The 14,721-nt window shown below is 31.0% G+C and carries 18 protein-coding genes; 10 read left to right on the top strand and 8 right to left on the bottom strand.

Translation table 11 applies throughout. The features are described 5' to 3' along the window. Positions 1 to 74: 74 nt before the first annotated feature. Positions 75 to 857: an MBL fold metallo-hydrolase gene (locus N534_RS0102885; protein WP_028891038.1), complete on the bottom strand. Its 783-nt coding sequence runs from the start codon at positions 855 to 857 to the stop codon at positions 75 to 77. 81 nt (positions 858 to 938) lie between these two features. Here N534_RS0102885 and N534_RS0102880 point away from each other — a divergent pair, with 81 nt between their 5' ends. The 4 genes from N534_RS0102880 to N534_RS0102865 all read left to right on the top strand — a co-directional run bounded on the left by N534_RS0102880 (position 939) and on the right by N534_RS0102865 (position 4,014). Next, positions 939 to 2,381: a hypothetical protein gene (locus N534_RS0102880; protein ID WP_028891037.1), complete on the top strand. Its 1,443-nt coding sequence runs from the start codon at positions 939 to 941 to the stop codon at positions 2,379 to 2,381. Between the two features lie 63 nt (positions 2,382 to 2,444). Beyond that, on the top strand, positions 2,445 to 2,990 hold the full coding sequence (locus tag N534_RS0102875) for an RNA polymerase sigma factor (RefSeq protein WP_028891036.1): 546 nt from the start codon (positions 2,445 to 2,447) through the stop codon (positions 2,988 to 2,990). Positions 2,991 to 3,023: 33 nt separating this feature from the next. Then, a complete protein-coding gene (locus N534_RS0102870) occupies positions 3,024 to 3,551 on the top strand; it encodes a hypothetical protein (RefSeq protein ID WP_028891035.1) in 528 nt (175 codons plus the stop codon). A 1-nt stretch (position 3,552) separates the two neighbouring features. Continuing rightward, positions 3,553 to 4,014, top strand: a complete 462-nt coding sequence (locus N534_RS0102865) for a hypothetical protein (RefSeq protein WP_028891034.1) — start codon at positions 3,553 to 3,555, stop codon at positions 4,012 to 4,014. Between the two features lie 28 nt (positions 4,015 to 4,042). Here N534_RS0102865 and N534_RS0102860 read toward each other — a convergent pair whose 3' ends face one another. The 4 genes from N534_RS0102860 to N534_RS0102845 form a co-directional block, all read right to left on the bottom strand. Beyond that, positions 4,043 to 4,243: a hypothetical protein gene (locus tag N534_RS0102860; protein ID WP_028891033.1), complete on the bottom strand. Its 201-nt coding sequence runs from the start codon at positions 4,241 to 4,243 to the stop codon at positions 4,043 to 4,045. Positions 4,244 to 4,378: 135 nt separating this feature from the next. Then, complete coding sequence (locus tag N534_RS0102855) at positions 4,379 to 4,645, bottom strand: hypothetical protein (protein WP_028891032.1); 267 nt, start codon at positions 4,643 to 4,645, stop codon at positions 4,379 to 4,381. A 22-nt stretch (positions 4,646 to 4,667) separates the two neighbouring features. After that, positions 4,668 to 5,294 (bottom strand): CatA-like O-acetyltransferase, encoded by a 627-nt coding sequence (locus N534_RS0102850; RefSeq protein ID WP_028891031.1) that lies wholly within the window; start codon positions 5,292 to 5,294, stop codon positions 4,668 to 4,670. After that, positions 5,295 to 5,981: an HAD family hydrolase gene (locus N534_RS0102845; protein WP_028891030.1), complete on the bottom strand. Its 687-nt coding sequence runs from the start codon at positions 5,979 to 5,981 to the stop codon at positions 5,295 to 5,297. A gap of 479 nt (positions 5,982 to 6,460) precedes the next feature. Here N534_RS0102845 and N534_RS0102840 point away from each other — a divergent pair, with 479 nt between their 5' ends. Then, positions 6,461 to 6,811 carry a hypothetical protein gene (locus tag N534_RS0102840; RefSeq protein WP_028891029.1) on the top strand — a complete coding sequence of 117 codons (351 nt, stop codon included), beginning with the start codon at positions 6,461 to 6,463 and terminating at the stop codon, positions 6,809 to 6,811. A gap of 92 nt (positions 6,812 to 6,903) precedes the next feature. On the opposite strand, the gene N534_RS0102835 is transcribed toward N534_RS0102840, so the two are convergent. From N534_RS0102835 to idi, 3 genes are read right to left on the bottom strand one after another with little or no spacing between them, the layout of a single operon-like run. Then, complete coding sequence (locus N534_RS0102835) at positions 6,904 to 7,875, bottom strand: type I phosphomannose isomerase catalytic subunit (RefSeq protein ID WP_028891028.1); 972 nt, start codon at positions 7,873 to 7,875, stop codon at positions 6,904 to 6,906. Between the two features lie 3 nt (positions 7,876 to 7,878). Beyond that, positions 7,879 to 8,292 carry a 6-carboxytetrahydropterin synthase gene (locus N534_RS0102830; protein ID WP_028891027.1) on the bottom strand — a complete coding sequence of 138 codons (414 nt, stop codon included), beginning with the start codon at positions 8,290 to 8,292 and terminating at the stop codon, positions 7,879 to 7,881. 1 nt (position 8,293) lies between these two features. Next, positions 8,294 to 8,815: an isopentenyl-diphosphate Delta-isomerase gene (idi, locus tag N534_RS0102825; RefSeq protein ID WP_028891026.1), complete on the bottom strand. Its 522-nt coding sequence runs from the start codon at positions 8,813 to 8,815 to the stop codon at positions 8,294 to 8,296. A gap of 108 nt (positions 8,816 to 8,923) precedes the next feature. Between idi and N534_RS0102820 the strand changes: the two genes are divergently transcribed. The 5 genes from N534_RS0102820 to N534_RS14975 all read left to right on the top strand — a co-directional run bounded on the left by N534_RS0102820 (position 8,924) and on the right by N534_RS14975 (position 14,645). Beyond that, a complete protein-coding gene (locus tag N534_RS0102820; protein ID WP_028891025.1) occupies positions 8,924 to 10,510 on the top strand; it encodes a peptide chain release factor 3 in 1,587 nt (528 codons plus the stop codon). Beyond that, positions 10,500 to 12,065, top strand: a complete 1,566-nt coding sequence (locus N534_RS0102815) for a hypothetical protein (protein ID WP_038005249.1) — start codon at positions 10,500 to 10,502, stop codon at positions 12,063 to 12,065. Before N534_RS0102820 ends, N534_RS0102815 begins: the two co-directional genes overlap by 11 nt. Positions 12,066 to 12,114: 49 nt before the next feature. After that, on the top strand, positions 12,115 to 13,044 hold the full coding sequence (locus tag N534_RS0102810; protein ID WP_028891023.1) for a peptidylprolyl isomerase: 930 nt from the start codon (positions 12,115 to 12,117) through the stop codon (positions 13,042 to 13,044). A gap of 191 nt (positions 13,045 to 13,235) precedes the next feature. Continuing rightward, positions 13,236 to 13,901, top strand: a complete 666-nt coding sequence (locus N534_RS14980) for an energy transducer TonB (protein ID WP_051435827.1) — start codon at positions 13,236 to 13,238, stop codon at positions 13,899 to 13,901. Between the two features lie 69 nt (positions 13,902 to 13,970). Then, entirely contained in the window at positions 13,971 to 14,645 is a 675-nt protein-coding gene (locus tag N534_RS14975; protein WP_051435826.1) for an energy transducer TonB, read from the top strand. The last annotated feature ends 76 nt before the right edge of the window (positions 14,646 to 14,721 follow it).

Here is a 14,721-nt window from a genome sequence, read left to right as displayed (position 1 = left end):
AGAAGCAATTTTAAATTCATCAATTACTTTGAGTAATTAATATTGATACTGGTATTGATAAATTAAATGTTCTACTAACTATTAATTCTCAATCCATCATAAGCTAAAAACACATTTTCAGGAAGCTCATTTTGCACCTCATCATGCAGCCCTAACAGCTCGCTTATGTGTGTTAAATAGGTTCTCTTAGGCTTAATTTCTTCAATAAAACGCAAAGACTCTTCTAAATTAAAATGTGTATTGTGTGGTTCTTTTCGTAAACCTGTTACAATTAAAATATCTAAACCTTCTAATTTCTTTTTTTCTTCTTCTGAAATTGTTTTGATATCTGTAATGTAGGCTACATCATTAAAACGATATCCTAAAATTGGTAAGTTTCCATGCATCACTTCAATAGGAGTCACCTCTACTCCATCCAACATAAAATTTTCTCGATGTGAAATAACTGTTGGCGCCACACTTGGTGCACTTGGATACCTGTTTTCAGTAGCAAAAACATAATCATAACGCTTTTTTAAAACATTCAGAACTCGTTCTAATAAATAAATTGGAACAGATCCCATTTGAAAACAATACGGGCGAATTTCATCCAATCCTGCAATATGATCAGCATGTTCGTGAGTAAATAAAATCCCGTTAATAGATTGTACTTCTTCCCTTATCATTTGTTGACGAAAATCAGGTCCGCAATCAATTACGTAATTGATATTATTCCAAGACACTAAAATAGAAGAACGTAACCGCTTATCTTTCGGATTACTAGACAAAGCTACTGGATGTTTACTTGCAATCATTGGAACTCCTGTTGATGTTCCTGTTCCTAAAAAAGTTATTTTTAATTGATTTTTTTCCTTCATTTCTACTACAAAAGTACAACAAAAATTGTCTGTTCGTTCCTAATTTCAGTACATTTGTAATACGTAACAAAAAACTAGAAAATGGCAATTACGTTAAAAGGAGATCAAAAAATAAATACGGTACCAACTACGACAATGAAAGCGTTAAAAATTAATTTAAACGCTCACATTTATGGAACTTTTGCTGAAATTGGTGCTGGTCAAGAAACTGTTCGTAACTTTTTTAGGGCTGGTGGGTCTTCAGGAACCATAGCAAAAGCAATGAGTGCATATGATAAAGATTTCTCTGATGCCATTTACGGTATTGAAAAAGACAACCGTTATGTTACGGAACCTCGATTAAAGAAGATGTTGAAACATGAAATGGATTTGATTGAGGAACGTCTTACCCGTCAAAAACATCCTGACAAATTATTTTTTAGTTACGCTAACACTGTGGCAACCATAAACTTCTCAAAAAAGTTTAAAGGCCATGGTTGGGTTGGTATTCGTTTTCAACTAGATCCTTTAGAAGATTATAATGAAATTGTTTTACACCTTCGTTTTAAAGAAACAGATGCTCGTCAACAACAAGAAACCCTTGGTGTTTTAGGGGTTAACCTTATTTATGGAGCTTACTATTTAAACGATAACCCTAAAGATTTATTAAAATCTTTTTATGACAATATTGATAAGGATCGCTTAGAAATTGACATGATTAATTTCTCTGGACCTCGATTTATGTATGTAGACAATCGTTTAATGAGTTTACAACTTGTTAAAAACGGGATGACTAATGCCGTTATGTTTGGCCCTGATGGAAACAACATGCTACCAGCCCAAGTACTTTACAAAAAGAATATTTTAGCCCTACGTGGCAGTTACCGTCCTGTTACTAAAGTAAACATGGATATGTTTGAGCGCTCTAAACAGTTGTTCTTTGAAGAGAAAAAAGTAGACCCTGAAAAAACAAAAATAATCTTTGAAATAACCCTAAGTAATCTTCGTGCTGAAGGTGAAATTAATGAACGTGATTTTCTTGATAGAGCTGAACTACTTTGTTCTTTAGGCTTGAATGTAATGATTACAAACTACCAAGAGTATTTTAGATTGGTAGAGTACTTTAGTGAATTCACCAAAGAACGTATGGGGCTAGCTATGGGAGTTTATAACCTTATTCAAATTTTTGACGAGAAGTATTACCGAGATTTAAGTGGTGGTATTCTTGAAGCTTTTGGTAAATTATTTTATCGAGACCTTAAAGTTTATATGTATCCATACAAGGATGAAGAAACGGAAGAGTTTATTACTAGTGAAAATTTAAAAGTACACCCAAGAATGAAAGAGCTTTATAAGTTCTTTAAAAATAATGGTAGACTTATTGATATTAAAGATTTCAACCCTGAAATTTTACATATTTTCTCTAGAAAAGTACTACAAATGATTAAAGACGGTGAAGATGGATGGGAAGACATGCTTCCTAAAGGAGTTCCTCAAACCATAAAAGAAAAACGTTTGTTTGGATATACAAAAAGGTTGAAATAATTATTTTCTACCTTTTTTAAACCTTTTACTATCTTTAAAGTCTAACGACTAAACTATCTTTAGTTGATTGACGAAATTACTCTTATAGACCAATTGCAGCAGTCTAAAACAAAAGAGACTGCTTTCAGGCATTTATTATCGCAATATAAAGAGCGATTGTACTGGCATATCCGAAAAATTGTGATTTCTCACGATGATGCTGATGATGTTTTACAAAATACTTTCATTAAGATTTTTAAAAATATAGACAACTTTAAACGAGATAGTAAACTATACTCTTGGATGTATCGGATTGCAACCAATGAAGCTATCACTTTTATCAATAAAAAAGCTAAAGAAAAAAACATTGATATTAATGATTATCAACAACAGTTAGTTTCAAGCTTAGACAGTGACCTATTATTCACAGGTGACGAGGTACAACTAATTTTACAAAAAGCAATTGCAACACTACCTCAAAAACAACAGTTAGTCTTTAACATGAAGTATTTTGAAGAAATGAAATATGAAGAGATTTCTGATGTTTTAGAAACCTCTGTAGGCGCCTTAAAAGCTTCATATCATATCGCCGTTAAAAAGATTGAAAAATTTATAAAAAACTATAATTAAACCTTTTAACTAAAACATAGTCTTACTAAAGTAATGAACAAAAAGTTAAAACATAGCATAGATTTTTTAAACCAAAAAGTTGGTAAAAACACTGGTTTTTCTACTCCTGAAAATTATTTTCAAGAAGTAGAAGAAAACCTTTCTTCTATAAGTTTTATTACTAACTTTCCTAAAGAAAGAACGTTTACAACTCCTGATAATTATTTTGTAAGTGTAAACGATTCTATTCTCGAAAAATTAGCTCCTAAAAAAAACAAAGACGTAAAAATTATTTCGCTTAAAGAACGGTTTTTACAATACATACCAATGGCAGCTGCTGCTTCAGTATTACTTTTTATCGGAATTAATTATTTCAGCACTCAAAAAACAACTTTTGATGATATTACCATTACTGATATTGAATCTTGGTTCGAAAACGGATATGGAGAGACCTATACAGAAGAACTAGCTACAGCTATAAATACTTCTGATATTGAAGACGACTTATTCGCTTCTATTAGCGATGAAAGTCTAGAAAATTATTTACTTGATAGTACAACACCCTTAAACGACATAGAATAAGATGAAAAAAAACATACTTTTACTCTTGTTTTTACTCATAGGCAACTTGGTTACCCAAGCCCAAACAAGAAAAGGAGATTCCGAAAAAATTCGCGCATTTAAAGTAGCTTTTCTTACTGAAAAGTTAGATTTAACAGAAAAAGAAGCTGAGAAATTCTGGCCTTTATACAATGTATATGATAAAAAAATGATGCAACTGTATAGAGATGAACGACGTAGTATTAAAAAGAGAATTATGGTCGATGGAGGTCTCGATAATTTATCAGAAAGTGAGTCTAAGCAAATAATTGAAAAAATTAACGCTGTTTCAAAAGAACAATACGAAACTAAAAATGAATTTTACTCTAAACTGACTAAAATTCTACCCTATAAAAAAATACTTCGCCTTGAAGTTGCCGAATACGAATTCCACCGTAAACTTATACGTAAGCTTAAAGGTGAAAAGAAAGAAGACAAAAAATAAAAAAGGAGGCAATTTTGTGCCTCCTTTTTTATTTTTTATCAACTAAAGCTAAACAAACATATAAATCAGGTTTATTAGCTGTAAATTGTCTTAGCCAAATGGTTAGTTCATCTATTTCATAAGGAAGTAATCTCCCTAAAGCTTTTTCTAGCTCTTTACAAAACAAATCTGCGTTAAAACTAACCTTTTGAAGTACAGTTTTCGTGTACTCATACATAGCTCTTGCCATATTATTATTGGGGTTAAAGTTGTTTTATATCTGAACGTAATTTACAAAATTATATTCTTTACCGATGTTAAAATTTATCAAAAAAAAAAGCGAGACCATCATCTCGCTTTTATAATTCTCTACTTATAACATTACTTATAAGCTGTTTACTTTCTCTATTAAAGCATTTGCTCTAGACTCTAATTCAGCACTTACTGATTTGTAGTGAGCCTTTTTATTCTCAACATTTTTTGCGTTTACTTTTGAAATTAAATCATCAAAAGTTACAATAACCTCATCAACAATAGCATCTGCTTCTGCTTTTTTAACTTCAGGGTTTAACTCTGTAGCTATTTGACAGATACTGATAATGTCTCCTAGTGTATAGTTGATATCTTTCTTTAAATTTTTTACGCTTGACATAATTATAAATTTTGATGCAAAATTAATCGATTTTATCTAATTCTTGCTGAAATTTTTCAAAAAACTGTCCAACATGGTATCCATCAACTAAAGCATGATTTACATTGATAGCCACAGGAAGTAATATTTTTTCTTTTTCTTTTTTAAGTTTTCCAAAAGCTAGTTGAGGCACACTATTATCCTTATTACCAGAAAAAGGCTCTTTATGCCCCGTAAAACTCACCCAAGGAATTGCCGAAGAATGTATACAGCCTAACGAATATCTGGGAGGTAATAAATTTATTGAATTGTTTATTCGTTCCTTTTCTTCTAAATAATTTTGATTAAAAACCTCAAAATCTTCTGAATAATCAAAATAAGAAAAACCAAAAGTAGTATCTGGTCTAGCTACTGTTGTAGAAGCATTAATTACATCATAAATAGTAACCTTATCATCTTCAATTCTATATTTTAAATTCTCAACTGAATTTATAGCTTTCATACACGCATGTAGATATCGAACAAAAAATGAATCTCCTTTTTCTTTAGCTAATTTATATGTTTTTGATACTTCTACATCGGCAACCACCCCAAAAGTTGGATCTGCCATAGTTCTAAAATGTTTAAAAAGCTCTTTTCTATTCCAGTTTTCAATATCTAAATACTTCATCTATAAAAACTTTAACACATCTGTAATACTAGATACTGTTTTGTAATCATCCGATTTTTGCTCTTCACTTACTTCTTCGTGTGCCCATGTAGTATGAAAAGGCACATGAATAGCTGTTGCTCCAATTTCCAACAGTGGCAATACATCTGATTTTAGTGAATTTCCTATCATTAAGAACTCTGACGGATTAATATCTAACCGTTTTACTAGTTTTTTATAATCGGCTTTTTTCTTTTCACTCATTACTTCTGTATGGTGAAAATATTTTAAAATTCCTGATTTAGCCAACTTGCGTTCTTGATCTAATAAATCACCTTTGGTAGCAACAATTAGTTTATACTTTCCATGTAATTCTTCTAACACCTCTTCTACCCCATCTAGTAATTCTATAGGTTTTTCTAACATCTCTTTTCCTATTTCAAGAATTCCTTCCATAGTTCTTGGAGCTATTTTATAGTTAGAAATCTCTAAAGCACACTCAACCATTGATAACATAAAGCCTTTTACACCGTAACCATAAATTTTAAGGTTTTCTATTTCCTTTTTAAATAATTCTTGATGGATTTTGTTTTCGGTTTCATAATCTGATAACAATTTTGCAAAATCATCTTCGGCATCACGAAAATAAGTTTCGTTTACCCAAAGTGTATCGTCTGCATCAAAAGATATTATTTTAATATTATTCATAAATTAATGAAATTATACATCAAAGATACGTATTTATACACCGACAATAAAAGTTTATAAATACCAGGTTGACAAAACTTTAACATTAATTAATTCTTTGTTTTGTACAATCTTTAAAAAGTTTTACTATTTTTGAGCCATTATGAAGGCGCTTTTAGGCACATACACGTTTATTTTTAACACGATCAATTCGATTTCGTGTAATGCCCGTATGCAAAAACAGTATGTATATGTGACTCAAAGCACCCAAAACAATAGATATAAACATCGATTTTAATAAAATCAATTTTACTATAAACTTACAAAGGTGCTTTTTATAAAAAGCACCTTTTTTATTTACTAATATTTTAAATTTTAATCATTATGAACACATTAAAAAACAACATCCGATTTAACAAACACACAGCAGCAATTATGTACTCAGTACAAAATCCGTTTTACAGAGATCCTGAATTACTAATACTTAATCCATAATTATCATGCAATCATTAAACACTACACAAAACATAAAAGATCAGTTTATTGTTAGCAAAAAACAAGTTAGCAAAAACAAAGTATTAAAGACTTCTATCTTATTTGATAAGATTGAGTCTAATCTTCAATCTTCACTTAATTTACACAAAAACTCATCTAATTTGAGTTTTAAAAGCATTGATTTTGATCTTCTAGAAAATGCTTATTTAAATGATAAACTTATCATTAAAAACAATGTAAAAAAATTGAGTACTACTGAAGTTGTTTTAAACATAACAGTATCAAAAAAAGAAGAAAAGAAACAAGATATTATCTGTAAAGCTGTATTTAGCTATACTGTAAAAGAAGCTTCTTGATGACTTGGAAGATTGTTCTAGAATCAATCAATCCTTTATTAAGTTAGTCTGGTTTGTTATAAGCTTAGGGTAATACTACCTTAAGCTTATTTTTATTGAATATACGTTTCTAATAATTTAGACTGTTCTTTTGAAGAGATTGTAACAGTATCAATACAAGCTGGTATTAAAATGGTTTCTCCCATTTTTATAACTTCTTGTTGATTCTTATAATTAAATATTACCTCACCTTCTACACACATATAAATTACAAAGCTATCTTTTGAAGATAATTCAACTGTTACCTCTCCTTTTACAGGTAAAATATTTGTTGTGAAATAAGGACAAGAAACTACTTTATTAGAGGTATTACTTTCTTTTAAATAAGACGTTTTATAATTTTCTTTAGCAGTAAAATCGATCGTTTTTAATGCTTTCTCAGTATGTAATTCCCTATAATTACCATCAATATCTTTTCTATCCCAATCATAAATACGATAAGTAATATCTGAAGTTTGCTGTATTTCTGCAATTAACAAACCTGCTCCAATAGCATGTACTCTTCCTGGAGGTACAAAATACACATCGCCTTTAGCTACTTGGTCTACATTTAAAATATCAAGCAATGTTTTGTTTTCTAAATGATGTAAATACTCTTGTTTAGTAGCATCATTTTTAAATCCAATGATAATATTGGCATCTTCATCTGCTTGAACAACATACCACATTTCGGTTTTTCCAAAAGAATCCTGAATTCCTGCCAAATCATCATCAGGATGAACCTGAATACTTAACACCTCTTTAGCATCGATAAATTTTATTAACAAAGGAAACTCGTCTCTAAAAGTTTTATAAACATAATTACCTACTAAATCGTACTTATATTCTTTTAAAAGACTTCTTAATGTTCTCCCTTTTAGGTTACCATTACTAACGATTGATTCATCTCCATCTACATCAGAAATTTCCCAACTCTCACCAATATTGGATCCGTCTGAGTTTTTATGAAATAGTTGGTTTAGTTTTTTTCCTCCCCAAATTTTTTGTTTTAAAATTGGGGTAAATCGTAGTAGTTGGTCTATCATAAATTAGGCACCTCTATAAGTTACGTAGTTTCTAGGAGTTTCGTATAATGTAACTTCTAAGTCTAATTTTTCAGGAATACTTACACGTAACTTATTATAAATTACCACAGATATATTTTCTACTGTAGGATTGACATTTTTAAACTCTTCAACTTCAATATTTAAGTTTTTATGATCTAAAACATCTTCAACCTTCAACTTAATTAAATCTTTCAGTTTACCTAAATCATACACATAACCTGTTTCTTGATCTATCTCACCAGTTAATGAAACAATTAACTCATAATTATGACCATGATAATTAGGATTGCTACATTTACCAAAAACCTCATGATTTTTCTCGTCAGACCATTTAGGATTAAATAACCTGTGTGCAGCATTAAAATGCGCTTTTCTATGAACTGTTACTTTGGGCATATTAAATATACTTAGATATTTTATCGTAAGATTCTTTAAAAATTATTTTAAACCAAGCTGTATATTCTTCTGGATGATTTTCTATATCATTTTTCACCTCTTCTAAAGGCATCCATTTATATGAAGCTACTTCTTCTGGGTTTACAATAGGTTCGTCGTTAAATCTACCAATCATTACATGATCATATTCATGTTCTGTCAAACCATTATCAAATGGTGCTTTATAGATAAAAGAAAATACTTCTTCTAACTCACAAGAAAATCCCATTTCCTCTTGTAGCCTACGTTTTCCAGCCTCTATATTCGACTCTCCATCTCTTTGGTGTGAACAACAAGTATTTGTCCATAGTAAAGGTGAATGATATTTTTCAACAGCACGTTGTTGTAACATCAATTCATTTTTATCATTAAAAACAAATACCGAAAATGCCCTGTGTAGTAAAGCTTTTTCATGTGCCTCAATCTTTTCCATTAATCCTATCGGATTGTCTTGCTGATCAACTAAAATTACTTGCTCTTTCATCTAGAAAATTTACGAAAAGCAAACTTACGAAATTGAGACCAGTTCAACAATTAAAACCTTTTGAACAGTTCGCTTTAAAATGTATCTTTGCAACCTTAAAATTTATAGATGAGTTTTTTAGAAGAAATACAGAAGAGACGTACATTCGGAATTATATCACACCCCGATGCTGGTAAAACTACCCTAACTGAAAAGTTATTACTTTTTGGTGGAGCAATTCAAGAAGCTGGTGCGGTAAAAAATAACAAAATTAAAAAAGGAGCTACTTCCGATTTTATGGAAATTGAACGCCAACGTGGTATCTCGGTAGCCACTTCTGTATTAGCTTTCATTTATAAAGACAAAAAAATAAACATTCTTGATACACCTGGTCACAAGGATTTTGCTGAAGATACCTTTAGAACTTTAACTGCGGTTGATAGTGTTATTGTAGTTATTGATGTTGCAAAAGGGGTTGAGGAACAAACCGAAAAATTAGTAGAGGTTTGTCGTATGCGTAAAATTCCAATGATTGTTTTCATTAACAAGTTAGACCGTGAAGGAAAAGATGCTTTTGATTTATTAGATGAAGTTGAGCAAAAATTAGGTTTAAAAGTAACTCCTTTAAGTTTCCCTATCGGAATGGGATACGATTTTAAAGGAATCTATAATATTTGGGAAAAGAAATTAAACATCTTTTCTGGAGACAATAAACAAACCATTTCTGAAGGTGTTGAATTTGATGATATAGATAATCCTGAGCTAGATAAAATTGTTGGAGAAAATTCTGCAAATACACTTCGTGAGGAATTAGAATTAGTGAATGAAGTATATCCAGACTTTGATCAAGAAGCTTATGTAAATGGAGATTTACAGCCTGTTTTCTTTGGTTCCGCTTTAAACAACTTTGGAGTGAAGGAATTATTAGATTGCTTTATTGATATTGCTCCAAACCCACAACCAAAACAAGCAGAAGAACGTTTAGTTGATTCAAAAGAAGAAAAACTAACTGGATTCGTATTTAAGATTCATGCAAATATGGATCCTAAACACCGTGATCGTTTAGCTTTCGTGAAGATTGTTTCTGGAACTTTTAAAAGAAATACTCCTTACTTACATGTTCGTAACGGTAAGAAAGTAAAGTTTTCCAGTCCTAACGCATTTTTTGCTGAAAAGAAAGAAATCGTTGAAGAATCTTTCCCTGGAGATATTGTTGGTTTACACGATACAGGAAATTTTAAAATTGGTGATACCTTAACTGAAGGAGAACAATTAAACTTTAAAGGAATTCCTAGTTTCTCTCCAGAACATTTCCGTTATGTAAACAATGCTGACCCAATGAAAGCTAAACAACTATACAAAGGTTTAGACCAATTAATGGATGAAGGGGTTGCTCAGTTATTTACGATGGAAATGAACGGACGTAAGATTGTAGGAACTGTGGGAGCTTTACAGTATGAGGTAATTCAATATCGTTTAGAGCATGAATACGGAGCTAAATGTTCTTATGAAAATATTGCTGTACACAAAGCTTGTTGGGTTCAACCAGAAGATCCAAAAAATGAGGAATTCAAAGAATTTAAACGTGTAAAGCAACGTTATTTAGCTAAAGACAAACAAGGTCAGTTAGTATTTTTAGCTGATTCACCGTTTACAATTCAAATGACACAGAGCAAATATCCAACGGTAAAATTACATTTCACTAGTGAATTCTAAAAAACACTACATAGTATTTTTTCTTTTCTCTTTTTTCTCTTTTTCCTCAATACACAGTCAAGAGAGTTTATCGAGTTTACAAGGAAAAGAATTACATAATAAAGTTCGTTTGAATTTTATTCCTGTTGAAATGCCTACGGATGAATTTCCTAGCTTAAAACCAACAATGGGACTAACTGGTTTGCACTATCAAATTCCTATTAACGATTGGCTGTATGGTGGGGCTGCTTTCCATTTTGCAGTAACAGGAGATCAAGGAGGATTATTTACGTTAGGTGCTGAATTAGGAATTAACAAACAGTTATATAAAAACATATACCTAGATGCTAACTTCCATTTTGGTGGTGGTGGTGGGTATCGCTACTTGGTAAACGATGGAGGATTTATCAATCCGAATATTGGATTACAATACAAAAAGAACGATTACTCCTTAGGAATACAATACAGTCATGTTAATTTTTACTCTGGAGAGATTAAAAGTAATTCGGTTTCATTCTTTGTAGAAATACCAAGTATTTTACGTTTTACTGACTACGATAAAGCGCATCAAAAATTTGTAGCAGACAATCTTTCTCCAGATAGTTTTTGGAGCAAACCTGCAGTAAAAAATGTACAACAAGTCCGTTTTGATTTCTTTAAACCTATTGGTAATTCTAGGAAAGATGACACCAATAATCAAGAACCTCTTACAGAAACATTATATGTTATCGGTTTTGAGTATCAAAAATATTTGAACGAAAACACCTTCTTATTTGCTCATACTGATGCTATTTATAAAGGTTTACGCGCTGGTTTTATGGATTTATTTGTTGGTGCTGGATATCATCCATACCAATCAAAATACATTAATATCTTCGGAAAATTAGGAATTGGTGCTGCTGGTGGTCGTGTGGCTCCTGAAGGCGGATTAATGATTTATCCTTCTGCCGGAATCGATTTAAAAATATTTAAAAATATTGCTATTAGTGGTCATGGTGGATATTATCGTGCAATAGCTGGTGATTTAGAAGCCTACACCTACGGTTTCGGTCTGAAATATTTCGGATTGAACGGCGGAACTTCTTCGGAAGAAAATGAGACTTATCACACTCAAGGATTACGTTTTGAAGTACAAAATCAAACCTATTTTGACGTTGCTAAATTCGATTCACCTGATAATAGATATACTGTCGATTTACAGTTAATAGGTTTAAAGATAAACTACGATTTAAACAAATGGCTCTACATTGCTGGTGAGGCAGGTTTTGCGTATGATGGTCGCTCAGGTGGTTATGCCCACGGATTGGTAGGTGGTGGTATTTACAGTCCTCGTTTTTTTAATGATAGAATGAGAGGATTTTTAGAGATTATGGCAGGTGCTGGTGGAGGTGCTGGCGTAGATACCGATGAAGGAATTATTACACGCCCTACTCTTGGCTTAAGTTACGATGTAACAAATCAAGTTTCTATAATTGCTTCTGGGGGTAGATATTATTCTCCTTTTGGCAATGTAAACTCAAACAATATTAACATAGGTTTAAGCTTTAACCTTTCAACTTTGTCTGTAAAGAACTAACTTTGCTTTTTCTTCGGAAAAAGTAGTTTCATATATAAATAAGAGAAAAATGGATAACGGAATTTATGCAAAGTTCACCACTCCAAAAGGTGATATTTTAGTAAACTTAGAATACGAGAAAACCCCTGGAACTGTAGGTAACTTTGTTGCTTTAGCAGAAGGAAACTTAGAAAACTCAGCAAAACCACAAGGAACTCCTTATTATAATGGTTTAAAGTTTCACCGTGTAATTGCTGACTTTATGATTCAAGGTGGTTGCCCTCAAGGAACAGGAACAGGAAACCCTGGTTATAAATTTGATGATGAAATTCACCCTGAATTAAAGCACGACGCTCCAGGAAAATTATCAATGGCAAATGCAGGACCAGGAACTAATGGTTCTCAATTTTTTATAACACATGTTGCTACTCCTTGGTTAGACGGAAAACATACTGTTTTTGGAAGTGTTATTGAAGGACAAGATGTTGTTGACGCTGTTGAGCAAGAAGACACTATGGATGTTGAAATTATCCGTGTAGGTGAAGTAGCTGAAAAATGGAACGCTGTAGAAGCTTTTAGAACTTTTGAAGGTGCTCGTGAAAAACGTGAAGCTGAAGCAAAAGCTAAACAAAAAGAATTATTAGATTCTGTTGCGGCTGGATACGATGAAACTCCAAGCGGATTACGTTATAAAATCTTACAAAACGGAGACGGAAAACAAGCTACTAAAGGAGCTATGGTTTCTGTACACTACAAAGGTCAGTTATTAGACGGAACTGTATTTGATTCATCATACAAACGTAAACAACCTATCGATTTTGCTATCGGTGTCGGTCAAGTAATTTCTGGTTGGGATGAAGGTATTCAATTATTAAAAGTGGGTGATAAAGCTCGTTTAGTAATTCCTTCTGACTTAGCATACGGTGCACAAGGAGCTGGTGGAGTAATTCCTCCAAATGCAACCTTAATTTTTGACGTAGAATTAATGAATGTAAAGTAACTATTTACTTCTCAAAACTTTAAAACCTCTTCACTAACCATGAAGAGGTTTTTCTTTTAATTCTTGTTTATATTTAATTAACATTCATAACATTAAAAGAAACTTTATTTAATAGATTTATCATAATTCCTTAAGAAGTAAAAGGTAAAAAAGAATGACTTTTACAACACTAAACTACTTCTTAATGCTATATGAAAACAAGACTACTTTTAATTACTTATTTTATTATATCTCAAACAATATTTTCTCAAGAAGTTTGTACAGCTCCTGAAGACAATACGATTGATTTAAACATTATTAGTGTTAATAAATGTGACGTTACTGATGAAGCCCAAAAATTGCCTCAGAAGAACACAAGAACATTAACAGCTAGAAATAGAATTAAAAAAGTTAGAAAACAAGCTCAAGAAAATCAATCTAACCTTAATGCTAATTCTAATGTAACTATAATTACCACCAATAATGATCTAACTTTAAAAAACACTTTAACGACACAAACCAAAGAAGTTTTATTTTCGGTTGTAGAGGAAGTTCCTTTATTTCCTAATTGTGAAAATAGCATAGGACAGGACGCTAAAAAATGTTTTAAGGATAATATGCAAAAGCATTTTTTAAAAAATTATTATCCTGAAGTTTTTTCTCAAGAAGGTATACGTGGTAGAATCTTAATTCAATTTACCATTGATATTTATGGAAATCCAAAAAACATTCAAGTAGTTAGTTCTAAGCGCAGTGAAATTATAACAGATGAAATTAATAGAATTATAAATAAACTTCCACAATTTTCAGCTGGTAAAGAAAAGGGAATACCAGTGAATGTTACTTATTCATTCCCTATAAACTTAATATTAAATTAACATCTCGCTATATTAATTTAATTCTATATAATTTTATTTTTGCAACTCAAACCCCTTATAAAATCTAGGATGAAGCTTATTTTAAAAGTATGTCTATTTTTATACATTTCTCTTTCTTACTCACAAGAAAAATGTGAAACATCTAAAGATCAAGTTCAAGATCTTAACACTATTAGCATTACTAAATGCTCTATAAACGATGTAAAAGAATCTCTAGAATCAGAAGAAATTAAAGAAATTTCTACTAGGCGAAGACATAGAAAATTAAGAAAAGTTAATACTATTTCAACGGCAACTCCTAATGAGGTTAAAAACTTAAAAAACAAAGAGTTACTAGTTGAAAAATTAAATATTGAAGAAGATATCTTAACTACTATTGAAAAAGTTCCTTTTCATCTTGTTGAGCAAATTCCTTTATTTAAAGACTGTAAAAAGAAACCTATCTTACAACAATCAAAATGTTTTGAAAAAGAAATGATTGAACATATTGTAAGAAATTTTGATTACCCTAAAGAAGCTATTTCTAAAGGAATTGAAGGAAAAGTGCTTGTTCAATTTACTATCGATAAAGAAGGAAATGTATTTGATATTAAAGAAAAAGGACCAAAAAATACTGAAATCTTAGAAGAAGAAGCTAATAGATTAATCTCTACTCTTCCTAAATTTATTCCAGGAACCCACAAAGGTAAAACCGTAAATGTAAAATACGCATTACCTATAATTTTTAAAGTTCCTAAAAAATAACCTTTTTACAATTAAAAACATCTGCTCTTATTAGTAATTTCAAAATAATTTTGGAATTACTTTTTTTTTTGTTAAA

This window comes from Tenacibaculum sp. 47A_GOM-205m (assembly GCF_000518405.1).
Lineage (GTDB): Bacteria > Bacteroidota > Bacteroidia > Flavobacteriales > Flavobacteriaceae > Polaribacter > Polaribacter lutimaris.
Note: the sequence above shows the minus strand (reverse complement) of the source record. Positions and strands in the feature narration are given on the sequence as shown.